13 protein-coding genes are annotated in these 13494 nt (G+C 71.4%); 4 read left to right on the forward strand and 9 right to left on the reverse strand.

The annotated features are described in order from the left end of the window. Nucleotides 1–82: 82 nt before the first annotated feature. Complete coding sequence (locus tag AWC03_RS17690; RefSeq protein ID WP_085242024.1) at nucleotides 83–580, reverse strand: dihydrofolate reductase; 498 nt, start codon at nucleotides 578–580, stop codon at nucleotides 83–85. Next, nucleotides 577–1377, reverse strand: coding sequence for a thymidylate synthase (locus AWC03_RS17695; protein WP_085242025.1), 801 nt, complete (start codon nucleotides 1375–1377; stop codon nucleotides 577–579). The genes AWC03_RS17690 and AWC03_RS17695 overlap by 4 nt, the downstream gene beginning before the upstream one ends. A gap of 42 nt (nucleotides 1378–1419) precedes the next feature. Here AWC03_RS17695 and AWC03_RS17700 point away from each other — a divergent pair, with 42 nt between their 5' ends. Beyond that, nucleotides 1420–2169, forward strand: coding sequence for a dienelactone hydrolase family protein (locus AWC03_RS17700; protein WP_085242026.1), 750 nt, complete (start codon nucleotides 1420–1422; stop codon nucleotides 2167–2169). 24 nt (nucleotides 2170–2193) lie between these two features. Here AWC03_RS17700 and AWC03_RS17705 read toward each other — a convergent pair whose 3' ends face one another. The 3 genes from AWC03_RS17705 to AWC03_RS17715 are packed head-to-tail and all read right to left on the reverse strand — an operon-like array spanning nucleotide 2194 to nucleotide 5254. Beyond that, entirely contained in the window at nucleotides 2194–3285 is a 1092-nt protein-coding gene (locus AWC03_RS17705; protein ID WP_085242027.1) for an acyl-CoA dehydrogenase family protein, read from the reverse strand. Beyond that, on the reverse strand, nucleotides 3282–4475 hold the full coding sequence (locus AWC03_RS17710; protein ID WP_085242028.1) for an acyl-CoA dehydrogenase family protein: 1194 nt from the start codon (nucleotides 4473–4475) through the stop codon (nucleotides 3282–3284). Before AWC03_RS17710 ends, AWC03_RS17705 begins: the two co-directional genes overlap by 4 nt. A 2-nt stretch (nucleotides 4476–4477) precedes the next feature. Then, nucleotides 4478–5254 carry an SDR family oxidoreductase gene (locus AWC03_RS17715; protein WP_085242029.1) on the reverse strand — a complete coding sequence of 259 codons (777 nt, stop codon included), beginning with the start codon at nucleotides 5252–5254 and terminating at the stop codon, nucleotides 4478–4480. 90 nt (nucleotides 5255–5344) lie between these two features. On the opposite strand from AWC03_RS17715, the gene AWC03_RS17720 reads away from it, so the two are divergent. Beyond that, nucleotides 5345–5692, forward strand: coding sequence for a PE-PGRS family protein (locus AWC03_RS17720; protein ID WP_085242030.1), 348 nt, complete (start codon nucleotides 5345–5347; stop codon nucleotides 5690–5692). Here AWC03_RS17720 and AWC03_RS17725 read toward each other — a convergent pair. From AWC03_RS17725 to AWC03_RS17740, 4 genes are all read right to left on the reverse strand, one after another. Further along, nucleotides 5647–8931, reverse strand: a complete 3285-nt coding sequence (locus AWC03_RS17725) for an acetyl-CoA carboxylase family protein (RefSeq protein ID WP_085242031.1) — start codon at nucleotides 8929–8931, stop codon at nucleotides 5647–5649. The genes AWC03_RS17720 and AWC03_RS17725 overlap by 46 nt on opposite strands. Further along, on the reverse strand, nucleotides 8928–10472 hold the full coding sequence (locus AWC03_RS17730) for a class I adenylate-forming enzyme family protein (protein WP_085242032.1): 1545 nt from the start codon (nucleotides 10470–10472) through the stop codon (nucleotides 8928–8930). Before AWC03_RS17730 ends, AWC03_RS17725 begins: the two co-directional genes overlap by 4 nt. Nucleotides 10473–10560: 88 nt before the next feature. Then, a complete protein-coding gene (locus AWC03_RS17735; protein WP_085242033.1) occupies nucleotides 10561–10764 on the reverse strand; it encodes a hypothetical protein in 204 nt (67 codons plus the stop codon). A gap of 61 nt (nucleotides 10765–10825) precedes the next feature. Then, a complete protein-coding gene (locus AWC03_RS17740) occupies nucleotides 10826–11119 on the reverse strand; it encodes a hypothetical protein (protein WP_085242034.1) in 294 nt (97 codons plus the stop codon). Between AWC03_RS17740 and AWC03_RS17745 the strand changes: the two genes are divergently transcribed. Both AWC03_RS17745 and AWC03_RS17750 read left to right on the forward strand, forming a co-directional pair. After that, nucleotides 11118–11930: a response regulator transcription factor gene (locus AWC03_RS17745; RefSeq protein WP_085242035.1), complete on the forward strand. Its 813-nt coding sequence runs from the start codon at nucleotides 11118–11120 to the stop codon at nucleotides 11928–11930. The two genes, AWC03_RS17740 and AWC03_RS17745, sit on opposite strands and share 2 nt — an antisense overlap. A 3-nt stretch (nucleotides 11931–11933) precedes the next feature. Then, nucleotides 11934–13490 (forward strand): GAF domain-containing sensor histidine kinase, encoded by a 1557-nt coding sequence (locus tag AWC03_RS17750; RefSeq protein WP_085242036.1) that lies wholly within the window; start codon nucleotides 11934–11936, stop codon nucleotides 13488–13490. Nucleotides 13491–13494: the final 4 nt, after the last annotated feature.

Below are 13494 nucleotides of genomic sequence, written 5' to 3' on the forward strand. Positions count from 1 at the left end.
AATTCCCCCTTCTGGCAACGTGTGGTGACCTCGTGAGACCGACCCCCGCGTCCGAGTATGTCACGGTCGCGGGGACCGGGGCTCATGCCCGACGGTAGCTGTGCAGCCGGTACCGCAGCCCGGTGCGGCTGACCTGCCACTCCCCCGTCTCACCGATCCAGCTGTCGTCGAGCACCGGCGCCAGCGCGTCGTCGTCGTCGCGCCGCAGGTCGACTTCGACCTCGGTGACCTCGCACCGGGTGGCGCGCGGCAAGGCGAGCAGATAGACCTGCTCGCCGCCGATCACCCAGGTCTGCGGCTCGTCCTCGGCACGCGCGAGGGCGGCCTCGAGCGAATCGACGACCTCCGCCCCGTCGGCCACGAAGTCGCTCCGCCGCGAGAGTACGACATTCCGGCGGCCCGGCAGCGGCCGCACCTTCGCCGGCAACGACTCCCACGTCCGCCGCCCCATCACCACGGTGTGCCCGAGCGTCAGCTCCTTGAAACGGGCCAGGTCCTCGGGCACCCGCCACGGGATGTCGCCACCGCGGCCGATGACGCCGGACGTCGACTGAGCCCACACCAGACCCAGGCGCGTCATACGGCGACGGGGGCTTTGATCGCCGGGTGCGGGTCGTAGTTCTTCACCACGACGTCGTCGTAGGTGTAGTCGAAGATCGAATCACGATGCGCCAGTAGCAGTTCCGGGTAAGGTCGCGGTTCGCGGCCGAGCTGGGTGCGCACCTGCTCGACGTGGTTGTCGTAGATGTGGCAGTCGCCGCCCGTCCAGACGAACTCGCCGACCGCCAAGCCGGCCTGGGCGGCCATCATGTGCGTGAGCAATGCGTAGCTGGCGATGTTGAACGGCACCCCGAGGAACAGGTCGGCGCTGCGCTGATAGAGCTGGCAGCTCAGCCGGCCGTCGGCCACGTAGAACTGGAAGAACGCGTGACACGGCGGGAGCGCCATCTGCGGGATCTCCCCGACGTTCCACGCCGACACGATGATGCGCCGGGAGTCCGGATCGGTGCGCAGCAATTCCAGCGCCGCGCTGATCTGGTCGACGTGCTCGCCCGTCGGCGTCGGCCAGGACCGCCACTGCACGCCGTAGATCGGACCGAGATCGCCTGTCTCACTTGCCCATTCGTCCCAGATGGTGATGCCGTGCTCGTGCAGCCAGGCCACGTTGGAGTCACCGCGCAAGAACCACAGCAACTCGTAGACGACCGACTTGAGATGCACCTTCTTGGTGGTGAGCAGCGGGAAACCGGCCGACAGGTCGTAGCGCAACTGCTGGCCGAACAGGCTGCGGGTCCCGGTGCCGGTGCGGTCGGATTTGGCCGTGCCCCGCTCGAGCACCAGGCGCAGCAGGTCCTCGTAGGGCGTCGGGATCGGCACGCGGCCAGCTTAGCTCTCGGGGCCAGGAGTAGAACGGGTGCCATGCCGAAGATCATCGACACCATCACCACCGCTGACGGGGCCTGCACGGTCCACTTCTTCACACCGGATGGCCCGGAGGGCCAGGTCCCCTGGCCGGGCGTGGTCATGTACCCCGATGCCGGCGGGCTGCGCGGCACCTTCGACCAGATGGCCGCGAAGCTGGCCGGTTTCGGTTACGCCGTGCTGCTGCCCGACGTGTATTACCGCAGCGGCGACTGGGCACCGTTCGACATGGCCACCGTGTTCGGCGACGAGCGGGAGCGCAGGCGGCTGTTCGGCATGATCGGCAGCGTCACCCCGGACAAGATGGCCGGCGACGCCGGCGCCTTCTTCGACTACCTGGCGGCCCGGCCCGAGGTGTCCGGGGAGCGCTTCGGCGTGTGCGGCTACTGCATGGGCGGGCGCACGTCGCTGGTGGTCGCCGGCCGGGTGCCCGAACGCGTCGCCGCGGCGGCCTCGTTCCACGGCGGCGGCCTGGTGACCGACGCCGCGGACAGCCCGCACCTGCTGGCCGACCGGATCAGCGCCACGGTCTACGTGGGCGGCGCCAAAGACGACACGTCCTTCACCCGCGACGACGCCGAGCAACTCGACAAGGCGCTGACGGCGGCCGGCGTCCAGCACACCATCGAGTGGTATCCGGCTGGTCACGGGTTCGCGGTTCCCGACAACGCGCCGTATGACCCAGCGGCCGCCGAACGGCACTGGCAGGCCATGACCGAGGTGTTCGGTTCGGCGTTGCCGCGCTGAGCCGCCCGGCGGCGCAGGTCTCGCCTAGCTCGGCGGCAGGTCGACCAATTCGGCCAGCCGGGCGCGGTGACGGTAGGCGGTGCCGAAGATCAGCTCGTCGCTCTTGGCTCGCTTGAGGTAGAGGTGCGCGGGATACTCCCACGTCATGCCGATGCCGCCGTGCAGCTGGACGCATTCCTCGGCCGCGTGCACGGCGATGCCGCTGCAATAGGCCTGGGCGAGGGCGGTGGCGACGGCGGCGTCTTCGTCGTCGCGGGCGCACGTGTCGGCGGCGTAGCGGGCCGCCGCCGTCGCCGCCCCGACCTCGAACCACAGGTCGGCCAGCCGGTGCTTGACCGCCTGGTAGGAGCCGATCGCGCGGCCGAACTGCTTGCGCTGCTTGACGTAAGCCAGGGTGGTGTCGAAACACCACTGGGCCACCCCGAGCTGCTCCGACGCGAGCAGGGCCGCCCCGGTGCGCAGCGCCTCGGCGACCGGCCCGTCCGCCGGCCCGACGCGTGACGAGGCCGCCGCCGAAAAGCTCACGTCGGCAAGGGGTCTCGTCATGTCCAACGCGACCAGCGGGGACACCCGCACACCGGCGGCCGCGCGTGGGACGGTATGCAGCTCCAGCCCGTCCGGGCCGGCGACCGGCACCACGAGCACGTCGGCCTCGGCGGCGCCGGCGACGCTGGTGACCGATCCGCTCAGCCCGTCGGCGCCGCCGCTCACCGCGGTCGTGGGATCGCCGGGTGCGGTCGACAGCGGCACCACCAACGCGGCGGTGAGCTCGCCCTGCGCCAGGGCGGACACGGTCTCGGTATCGCCGGCGCGCAGCAGCGCGACGGTGGCCAGCACCGCGCTGGACAGGAACGGCACCGGCGCGACGGCCCGCCCGATCTCCTCCATGACGACCGCGGCCTCCCGGGCACCGGCGCCCGCCCCGCCGAGTGACTCCGGGACCAGCAGCCCGGCCACGCCCAGGTCGGCGGCCAGCGTCCGCCAAACACCCGAAAAGTCCTGCGGTTCCGGGTCGTAGGCGCGTGCCACCGATTCGGGCGGGCAGCGGTCGGCCAACAACTGCCGGACGCTGTCCCGCAACGCCTCCTCGGTGTCGGAATAGAGCAGGTCACTCACCGGTCCAAATCCTTCCAGGCGACGTCTTTGTCGACCCGGTGCTCGCCGGGCAGGCCGAGGATGCGCTCGGAGATGGTGTTGCGCAGGATCTCCGAGGTGCCGCCCTCGATCGAGTTGCCGCGGGCACGCAGGTATCGGTACCCGGGCTCGCGTCCGATCAGATCGACGACTTCGGTCCTGCGCATGGTCCAGTCGTCGTACTGCAGGCCGGACTCGGCGTGGAGCTCGATGTCGAAGCCCGAAATGGCTTGCGCGAGCCGGGCGAAGGCCACCTTCATGCCCGCGCCTTCCGGTCCCGGCTGGCCGGCCTGGGCCTGCTGTCGCAGCCGCTCACCGGCCAGGCGGAGGACCTCGGTGTCGACCCACAGCCGCATCAGCTCGTCGTGCATCCCGGGGTTGCGCAGCCCCGGCTCATCCCGCCACACCCGGGCGACCTGCCCGATCATCCCGCCCTCGCGCGGTGTCCCCGCGCGGGTGCCGATGGCGACGCGCTCGTTGTTGAGGGTGGTGGTCGCGACCCGCCAGCCGCCGCCGACCGGGCCGAGCCGGTTGGCGTCGGGCACGCGGGCGTCGGTGAGGAACACCTCGTTGAACTCCGCCTCGCCGGTGATCTGCCGCAGCGGTCGCACCTCGACGCCGGGCTGCGTCATGTCGCACAGGAAATACGTCAGGCCCGCGTGTTTGGGCACGGTGGGGTCGGTGCGGGCGACCAGGATGGCCATCTGCGCGTGCTGGGCCATCGAGGTCCACACCTTCTGCCCGTTGACAATCCAGTCGTCACCGTCGCGGACCGCCCGGGTGGCCACCCCGGCCAGGTCCGAGCCCGCGCCGGGCTCACTGAACAGCTGGCAGTAAACCTGCTCACCGGTGAACAAGGGACGCAGGAACTTTCGCTTCTGGTCGTCCGTCCCGAATGCCGCGATGGTGGGGGCCGCCATGCCCATCCCGATGAAATTCTTCGCCGTGCCGCCCACCGGCGCGCCCGCGGCGGCCAGTTGGGCGTCGACGGTTTCCTGGGCCTTGCGCGGCAGGTCCAGCCCGCCGAAACCGTGCGGCAGGTGCACCCAGGCCAGGCCCGCGTCGTATTGCGCGCCAAGGAACTCGCGCGGGTCGGTGGTGGCCGGGTCGTGCTCGTCCAGCAGCGCCTGGACCCGCGCCTTGAGGTCCACCGCCAGGTCTTCGGAGCTCATCGCTAGCCCTGCGGCCGTACCTGGAAGCCCTGCGCGGCGCCGAGCAGCAGGCCGCCGTCGATGACCATGGTCTCGCCGGTGATCCAACTCGCGGCGTCGGAGACCAGGAAGGCCACGGCGCCGGCCACGTCGGCGGGCTCACCGATGCGTCCGAGCGCGATCGAGGCGGCCAGCGGATCCTCGTGGTCCTTCCACAGCGCCTCGGCGAGCCGGGTGCGCACCACCCCCGGGGCGATGGCGTTGACGCGGATGCGCGGCGAGAGCTCCAGCGCGAGCTGCTTGGTGACGTGGATGAGCGCGGCCTTGGTGGCGTTGTACATGCCCATGGCCGGGGACTGGTGCAGGCCGCCGATGGAGGCGGTGTTGACGATCGCGCCGCCGTGCTCGCCCATCCACGCTTTGACCACGAGCGACGTCCACAGCAGCGGCGCCCACAGGTTGACGTCGAAGATCTTGGTGAACCGGGCGTGGTCCTGGTCGATGAGCGGGCCGTAGGCGGGGTTGGTGCCCGCGTTGTTGACCAGGATGTCCGCGCTGCCGAAGCGCTCCAGCGTCAGGTCCACGCAGCGCCGGGCGGCGTCCTCGTCGACCGCGTGCGCGCCGACGCCCAGGGCGTTGCCGTCCACCTGCGCGGCGGCCTCGTCGGCGGCCTCCTGCTTGCGGGCGGTGAGCACCACGTTGGCCCCCGCGGCCGCGAGCTGCTGCGCGATCGCCAGCCCGATCCCGCGCGAGGCGCCGGTGATGATCGCGGTGCGGCCGGTCAGATCCAGTGAGGTCATCGTGATGCGCCTTCCGTTGCGCGAATGCCAACGGTTGCCCGTTCGCTACATGGATGTTTTACACGCGTATGCGCGTGGTATGCGACCCGCATGTTCTCGAAATTAACCCTCGCGAAAAGACTGGTGGTGGGCGGGACGGCCGCCGCGGCAATCGCGGTCGCACCGATCGCCATGACCGATTCCCACGCCTCGGCGCCCGCGCCGTCGGCGGCGCCGACGCACGTGGTGTTCAAGGACGATCCGGGCGGTGGCGGCTGTGACGCCAACGGCAACTGCGGTTCCGGCGGCCAGTTCAACGGGCCCGGCGGCGGTCCGGGCGGCCAGGGCTGCGTCCCGGGCGTCGGCTGCGGCTCCGGCGGCCAGAATGCGGGGCCCGGCGGGATCCCCGGCGGTCAGGGTTGTCTGCCGGGTGTCGGCTGCGGTTCCGGCCACGCCTGATCGGGTCGACCCGGCGACTCCCGGAGCCTGGCGATCCAGGCCCGGGAGTCCGCGGGGTCGATGACGTCGTCGAGTTCGAACGTGGTGGCCGCGCGCAGCGCCTTGCCGTGCTCGTAGGCCGCCGCCACCAGCTTGTCGAACAGTTCCTGGCGCTTCGCCGGGTCTGCCTCCGCTGCCAGTTCCTTGCTGAAGCCGAGGCGTACCGCGCCCTCGAGGCCCATCCCACCGATCTCGCCCGTCGGCCAGGCGACGGTGAACTGGGGGGCGCGGAACGAACCACCCGCCATCGCCATGGCGCCGAGCCCGTAGCCCTTGCGCAGGATGATCATCCCGACCGGCACGGTCAGCCGCGCACCCAGGACGAACATGCGCCCGAACCGCCGGACCGCCGCCTGGGTCTCCGCGTCGGGGCCGACCATGAAGCCCGGGGTGTCGCACAGCGAAATCACCGGCAGCCGAAACGATTCGCAGAGGGCCAGGAAGTCGCCGGCCTTGTCGGCAGCCTCGGCATCGATGGCGCCGCCGAGGTGATGGGTGCTGTTGGCGATCAGCCCGTAGGGCGCCCCTTCGACGCGGACGAGCGCGGTGACGATCCCGACGCCGTAGTCGGGCCGCAGCTCCAACGCCGAGCCGGAGTCGACGATCGCCTCGATCGCCCGGTGCACGTCGTAGGCCCGTAACCGGTTCTGCGGCACCACATGCCGGGCCAACCGCGGATCCGGTGCGGCCCAATCGCCCACCGTGCCCTGGAAGTACGAAAGGTACTGCTTGGCCAGCGCGACCGCGTGCGCCTCGTCGCGGGCGACGAGGCTGACGACGCCGTTGCGCCGCTGCACGCCGATCGGCCCGATCGCCTCCGGCGGATACACCCCCAGGCCGCCGCCCTCGATCATGGCCGGGCCGCCCATGCCGATGTTGGCGTCCGGGGTCGCGATGATGACGTCGCACACCCCGGCCAGCGCGGCGTTGCCGGCGAAGCACCGGCCCGACACGATCGAGATCAGCGGGACCCGGCCGCTCAGCGCCGCGAGCATCCGGAAGGTCGGCACGTCCAGCCCGGCGGCGCCGCCGACGTCGGTGTCGCCCGGCCGGCCGCCGCCACCCTCGGCGAACAGCACCACCGGCAACCGCTTTCGGGCGGCCAGGTCGAACGCGCGGTCGGTCTTGGCGTGGTTGCGCATGCCTTGCGTGCCGGCCAGCACGGTGTAGTCGTAGGACACCACGACGGCCTCGGCCGCCGCTCGCCCGAAGCGGTCCGCGCCGATCGCGGCCAGGCCGGCGACCAGTCCGTCGGCCGGCGTGTTGGCGATCAGGTCCTCCTCCGAACGTCTGCTGCGCTGCGCCGCGATCGCGAGCGCGCCGTACTCGACGAAGCTGCCGGGGTCGATCAGGTCGGCGATGTTCTCCCGGGCGGTGCGACGACCTTGCTTGTGCCGCTTGGCAACCGCCGCCTCGCGGCCCTCGTCGAGGGTGAGCTGATGCCGCCGGTGCACCTCGTCGAGGTCGGCGCGCGGCCGATCGAGATCCGCTGCGGCCGTTGCCGAATCGCCACCGCCGGCGGTGCCGGTGCGGGTGAAGACCAGTAACGGATCACCGGTTCCGACCACCTGCCCGGGGGCCACCAGGTTGCGCGCGGTCCGCAGCGCATCCGGCGCGACGAGGACGTGCTGCATCTTCATCGCTTCGAGGATGACGAGCTGACCGCCCGCGTGAACCTCGGCGCCCTCGGGCGCCACCTCGACCACGGTGCCGGCCAGCTGCGCCCGCAGTACGTCCTCGCCGGGGTAGAGCTCGACCGGCGCAACGGGGACCTCGTGGTGGTGCGCCGCCGCGGCCGCGGCCAGCTCGGGCAGCTTGTCGTCGACGAAACCCGTGCTCACGCAGCCGGATTCCACCGCGGGGTCGCTCAGCAGCTCGCGCAGGAAATCGATGTTGGTGCGGACGCCCTCGATGCCGAACTCGGCCAGCGCGGTCCGGGTTTTGCGCAGCGCGGCCTCGGTTGACGGTCCGTGCACGTGGGTGACCACCTTGGCCAGCAGCGAGTCGTAGTGCGGGTTGACAGACAGTCCCGCCCGGCCGTAGGTGTCGACCCGGATCCCCGGCCCGCTCGGTGGCGAGAAGGCGGTGAGCGTGCCGGCGGAGGGGACGACCGAGAGGTCGGCGACGAAGGTCTCCGCGTTGACCCGCGCCTGGATCGCGATGCCGCGGTGCGCGGCGGGCTCGCCGATGACCTCGGTGCCGTCGGAGGCGATTCCGGCCGGCAGGCCGAGCTGGTAGAAGGAGGCGCCGGCGGCGATGCCCAACTGGACGGCCACCAGGTCGACGCCGGTCGTCTCCTCGGTGACCGTGTGCTCCACCTGGATTCTCGGGTTGACCTCCAGGAACACGAAGTCCTCACCGGTGACCAGGAATTCGACCGTGGCCAGCCCGCGCAGCGCGACGCGCGCGCACAGCCGGGCCGCGGCCTGGTGTAGGTCCCGCCGCAATCGGTCGGAAAGCCCTTGCGCGGGCGCGATTTCGACGAGCTTCTGATAGCGCCGCTGGATGCTGCAGTCGCGGTCGCCGAGCGCGAGCGCGCGGGTCTGGTGCCCCGCCGGGGCGGCGACCACCTGGACCTCGATGTGCCGGGCACCGTCGAGCAGCGCCTCGGCGAACAACGCCGGGTCGCCGAAGCCCAGCTGCGCCTCGGCGGCGCACTGTTGGTAGGCGTCGCCGATCCGATCGGCGCTGCGCACCGTGCGCATCCCCCGCCCGCCCCCGCCGGCCAGCGCCTTGATCATGATGGCGCCGCCCTGGGCGGCGAAGAACGCCTCGACGTCCGCGATGCTGCTCGGCCCGTCGGTCGCGGGCAACACCGGCACCCCGGCGGCGACGGCGGCGCCGCGGGCGGCGGACTTGTTGCCCACCAGCTCGAGCGCGTCGGCGTCCGGCCCCACGAACGTGCACCCGGCGCCGGCGCAGGCGCGGGCGAATTCGGCGTTCTCACTGAGGAACCCGTAGCCCGGGTGGATCAGCTGGGCTACGGCAGCCTTTGCCGCGGCCAGCATCGCCGGCTGATCCAGGTACGTTCGCGGTCCGGCACCGGGCAGGCCGATCGCCTCGTCGGCGGCGTGCACGTGCGGGCTCTCGGCATCGTCCTCGGCATAGACGGCCACCGTGCGCATGCCCCGTTCGGTTGCCGTGCGGATGATGCGGAGCGCGATCTCGCCGCGGTTGGCGACCAGCACGGTCGCGCTCATCGCAGCGGGTCCCCCCACCGCACCTGCTCACGGAGTTTGCCTTTGAGCAGTTTGCCGCCGGCGTTGCGCGGCAGCGCACCATCGACCACGGTGACGTACTGCGGCACTTTGAAGTCGGCGAGCTGCGAGCGGCAGTGGTCGAGCACCGCCGGCACGTCGATCTCGTCCGCGCCGCCGAAGAGCACCGCACCCACCTTCTCGCCCATGATGTCGTCGGGAACCGCGAGCACGCACGCGTCGGCGACGTGCGGCGCCGCCAGGAGCACGGCTTCCACCTCGACGCTGGAGACGTTCTCACCGCCGCGGTTGATGATGTCCTTGAGCCGGTCGACGATGTGGACCCGGCCGGCGTCGTCGACGCGCACCACGTCGCCGGTGTGCAGCCAGCCGTCCACGATGGTGGCCGCGGTGGCCTCCGGGCGGTTCCAGTAGCCGGCGGTCACGTTGGCGCCGCGCACCACCAGCTCGCCGACTCCCGGCTCATCGCCGCCGAACGGGACCAGGCCCAGGTCGACCGACGGCACCGCGTAGCCGACCGAGTCGGCGTGCTCGACGGCGTCGCGGCTGGGCAGGACGGTCATCAGCGAGGCCGTCTCGGTCATGCCGTAGCCGTTGAACACCGTGGCCTGGGGGAAGGCGTTCTTCACCGCCCGCACCAGCGACGGGGCGATCGGGGCGCCGCCGTACCCCACCCAGCGCACACCGGAGACGTCGGCGTCGGCGAAGCTGTTGTGCCGCAACATCAATGCGTAGATCGCCGGGACGGTGACCATGACGGAGATGCGCTCGGCGCTCAGCGTGGCGATCAGCCCCGCCAGGTCGAGGGCGGGCATGATCACCGAGGCGCCGCCGAGCCGGGTGGCCGCCAGCAGCTGCGAGTTGCACCCGGTCACGTGGAACAGTGGCACGGAGATCAGCGTGCGCATCGCTTCGCCGAGATCCCGGGGCTGGTCGAGGCAGCGAATGGCGTTCTCGGTGTTGGTGAGGAAGGCCTCGTGGGTGGTCGGCACGCCCTTGGGGTGGCCGGTGGTGCCCGAGGTGTAGAACAGCGCGGCCACGTCGGCGGGACCGAGTTGCTCGGTCACGTACGGCCGGCCGTCGGGCAACGGCGTGTCGGCGGCCAGGTCGAGCGTCGCCCCCGAGTCGGAGAGCACGAACTCGACCTCCGGTTGCGCCGAGCGCGTATTGACCGCGACCGCGACGCCGCCGGCCATCACCGTGCCCCAGAACGCCAGCACCCAGTCGATGCCCGCGGGGTAGCGCACCGCGACGCGGTCACCCGGTCGCAGTCCGGCCGCGCGGAGCCCGCCGGCCACGCGCGCCGCCCGGTCCCACAGCTGGCGGTAGGTCAGTCGCCCGGCGCCGAGTTCGACCACCGCCTCGCCGTCCGGGCGCCGCTCGACGTGTTCGGCGAGCATGTCCAGCAGGGTGGCCGGCAGATCGTCGTAGCGCGGGATGCCGTCGGCGCCGCGAATCACGCCGGTCGTGGGGAACGGGTTGTTGTCCCGGGAAATGTCGAGGACTGCGCCCCGCTGCGTCACGTCTCGACCTCCGTCACAAAGAACAGTCACGTTCCGCTGCGAGCGTAGTAGGCGGTCCGTCCCCAGGGCCCGAAACGGGGCGACCGGATCAGCGCGGTGGTCCCGGCGGCCACCCGGAAAGACCGTCCGCGATCCCGCGGTCGATGTCGTGTTGTTGAACCGGGCCGCCGCCTGAAGGCCTGTCCGCGCAGGCGCAGCCCAGGGTGCCGAAGACGCTGGGGTCGGCGCGGACCGGCGCCCCGCCACCGCAGCTCAGCGCCAGAGCGGCGGCGAGCAGTATCTCGACGATCACCTGACGACTCCTCCTCACCCGGCGGCTGCCCGCCCCATACATAAGCGGACGGCGACGCGCACTACCGGGTTCCACTGACCAGATCGGGTGTGCGGTCGACAGCGGCCTCGGCCGCCTCTGACCGCAAGAGCATCCCGTCGAGCGCCAAGAACGTCAGGACGGCCCCGGAGCCCGCCATCATCGGCGGCAGCACCAGCAGACACAGCTCCGACAAGCCCAATCCGGTCAGCCGAACTCCCGCCGACAAGACGGCCGCGTTGAAGGCGAGCGTCTCGGCCACGTGGAGCACGGACCTCGCCAGATACCGGCCGCCCGCGGCGCGGATACTGGCCGGAGAAGCGGTGGTCGTCTTCATGACCCCAGGCTCACGCGCCGCCGGGTCGGTGTCGTCGGTGCTGACACCCGTCTTGCGGGACGGCCAGCCTGACCGCGGCCGTACCCGCTGGCTGCAATTACGCTCAGCACAGCCGGTGCGGATCAGACGAGAGGACCGGGATCAGGTGGAGTCGGACAAGCCGGGCGTGCGCGTCGTCCTCGCCGACGACGACGTGCTGTTGCGGGAGGGGCTGGCCAGCCTGCTGACGCGGTCGGGCTACCGCGTCGTGGGCCAGGCCGGTGACGCCGCGAGCCTTCTCGAGCTGGTCCGCCGGGAAAAGCCGGACCTGGCGATCGTCGACATCCGGATGCCGCCGACGGGCACCACCGAAGGACTCGACGCCGCGATGACCATCCGCGACGAGCTGCCGGCCGCCGGACTGGTGATCTTGTCCGCCCACGTGGACGTCGAGCCCGCGACGCGACTCCTGGCCAGCGGCCGCGGCGTCGGCTACCTGCTGAAGACGCGGGTCACCGATGTCGACGACTTCCTGGACACGCTGCGCCGGATCGCCGACGGCGGGTGTGTGGTCGATCCCGCGCTGGTCCAGGAGTTGGTCGAATCGCGCACGCGCAACGATCCGCTGGCCGTGCTGAGCCCACGGGAGTTGGAAGTCCTTGCCCTGATGGCGGAAGGGCGCTCCAACGCCGGCATCGCCCGCCGCCTGTGGGTTACCGAGGGCACCGTCGAAAAGCACGTCCGCAGCATCATGACCAAGCTGGAGCTGCGCGAGACCCCGGACGATCACCGGCGGGTTCGTGCCGTCGTCACCTTCCTGAAGGCCCGCTGACCGGTGCCGAAAGCCAAGTCGGAGAACCTGTCCCGCCTCGGCTCGAGGTCGCTGTCGCGGAACCCGCTACCCACGCCGCTGGGCGTCGCGGTCGCCGCCGCCTGCATTGCGGTGGAAACCTCCGTGATGCTGCTGCTGAAGACACTCGCCGAAGAAAACGCCTTCGGCGTCCTCTACCTGATCGGCGTCCTGATCGTCGCTACCGGCTGGGGCGCCGGACTGGCCGCCGCCACCGCGGCCCTCAGCGCGCTCGCTTTCGTCTACTTTCGCAACTGGCCGGACAGCACGATGGTGCCGACCCAGCCCCAGGACTGGACGGCGTTGCTGGTCTTCGTGGTCGTCGGCCTGGCGGCAAACGCCTTGGCGCGCACCGCACGAGCGCACGCCGCAGACGCCGAACAGCGGCGGCGAGACGCCGAGGCGAGCCGCGACGAGCTCGGTGCGCTGGCCGACCGACAAGCCGCGCTGCGCCGGGTCGCGACCCTGGTCGCGCGCGGCGTTCGGCCATCGGACGTCTTCCCGGCCGTCGCCAACGAGCTGGCCAGGTCGCTCGGCGTTGCCAATGCCGCACTCTGGCGCTACGAGAGCGACGGCACCGCAACGCTTGTCGCGGGCCGCGACGACCCGGTTCAGGTGGCGCGGATGCCCGTCGGTAGCCGCTGGTCGTTGGACGGGCAGAACATCGGCGCGATGGTGGCCGATTCCGGTCAACCCGCTCGAATGGACAGTCACGACACGGCGGTTGGTGACGTGGCTGCGCTGATTCGCCGCCTCGGATTGCGCAGCGGCGTGGGGGCGCCCATCGTGGTCGAGGGCAGGCTGTGGGGTGTCGCCGTCGTCGGCTCCTCCGCGGAGCCGCTGCCGCCGGACACCGAACAGCGGATCGGCGAGTTCACCGAACTCGTTGCCGTCGCCGTTGCCAATGCCGAAGCCCACGCGGCGCTCACGGCGTCCCGAGCACGGATCGTCACGGCCGCCGACGACGCCCGCCGCCGCCTGGAGCGTGATCTGCACGATGGGGCGCAGCAGCGTCTGGTATCGCTTGCCCTGCAACTGCGCTCGATCGAGGCCGGGGTTCCGCCCGAACTGGGTCCGCTGAAGGACGAAATCTCGGCCGTCGTGACGGGTTTGAACGCGGCATCTGCCGATCTCCAGGAGCTCGCCCGGGGGATCCATCCGGCGATCCTGTCCAGAGGCGGGCTCGGACCGGCGCTCGAGGCGCTCGCCCGCCGCTGCCCCGTACCGGTCACCGTGCGCCTGGCCCTGGACGAACAGATTCCCGAGTCTGCCGAGGTCGCGGTGTATTACGTTGTGGCGGAGGCACTTACCAACGCCGCCCGGCATGCGCACGCCTCACTCGTCGACGTCGACGCCCGAACCGACGAGTCGCAACTGACGGTCGCCATCCGCGACGACGGAGTCGGCGGCGCCGACAGCCGCAACGGATCCGGGCTCGTCGGATTGACAGACCGGGTCGAAGCGCTTGGCGGTCACCTCGACATCGCCAGCCCGCCCGGTGGCGGGACCGCGCTGCGGGTGGCGATCCCCACCCGCGCCTGACGCC

The sequence above is a fragment of the Mycobacterium europaeum genome, from assembly GCF_002102155.1.
GTDB lineage: Bacteria > Actinomycetota > Actinomycetes > Mycobacteriales > Mycobacteriaceae > Mycobacterium > Mycobacterium europaeum.

Excerpts from the sequence above, each read along its gene's own strand:
- AWC03_RS17715 (WP_085242029.1), bottom strand. The coding sequence starts at position 5,254 with ATGACCTCACTGGATCTGACCGGCCGCACCGCGATCATCACCGGCGCC.
- AWC03_RS17720 (WP_085242030.1), top strand. The coding sequence starts at position 5,345 with ATGTTCTCGAAATTAACCCTCGCGAAAAGACTGGTGGTGGGCGGGACG.
- AWC03_RS17690 (WP_085242024.1), bottom strand. The coding sequence starts at position 580 with ATGACGCGCCTGGGTCTGGTGTGGGCTCAGTCGACGTCCGGCGTCATC.
- AWC03_RS17740 (WP_085242034.1), bottom strand. The coding sequence starts at position 11,119 with ATGAAGACGACCACCGCTTCTCCGGCCAGTATCCGCGCCGCGGGCGGC.
- AWC03_RS17725 (WP_085242031.1), bottom strand. The coding sequence starts at position 8,931 with ATGAGCGCGACCGTGCTGGTCGCCAACCGCGGCGAGATCGCGCTCCGC.
- AWC03_RS17700 (WP_085242026.1), top strand. The coding sequence starts at position 1,420 with ATGCCGAAGATCATCGACACCATCACCACCGCTGACGGGGCCTGCACG.
- AWC03_RS17745 (WP_085242035.1), top strand. The coding sequence starts at position 11,118 with ATGACCCCAGGCTCACGCGCCGCCGGGTCGGTGTCGTCGGTGCTGACA.
- AWC03_RS17710 (WP_085242028.1), bottom strand. The coding sequence starts at position 4,475 with ATGAGCTCCGAAGACCTGGCGGTGGACCTCAAGGCGCGGGTCCAGGCG.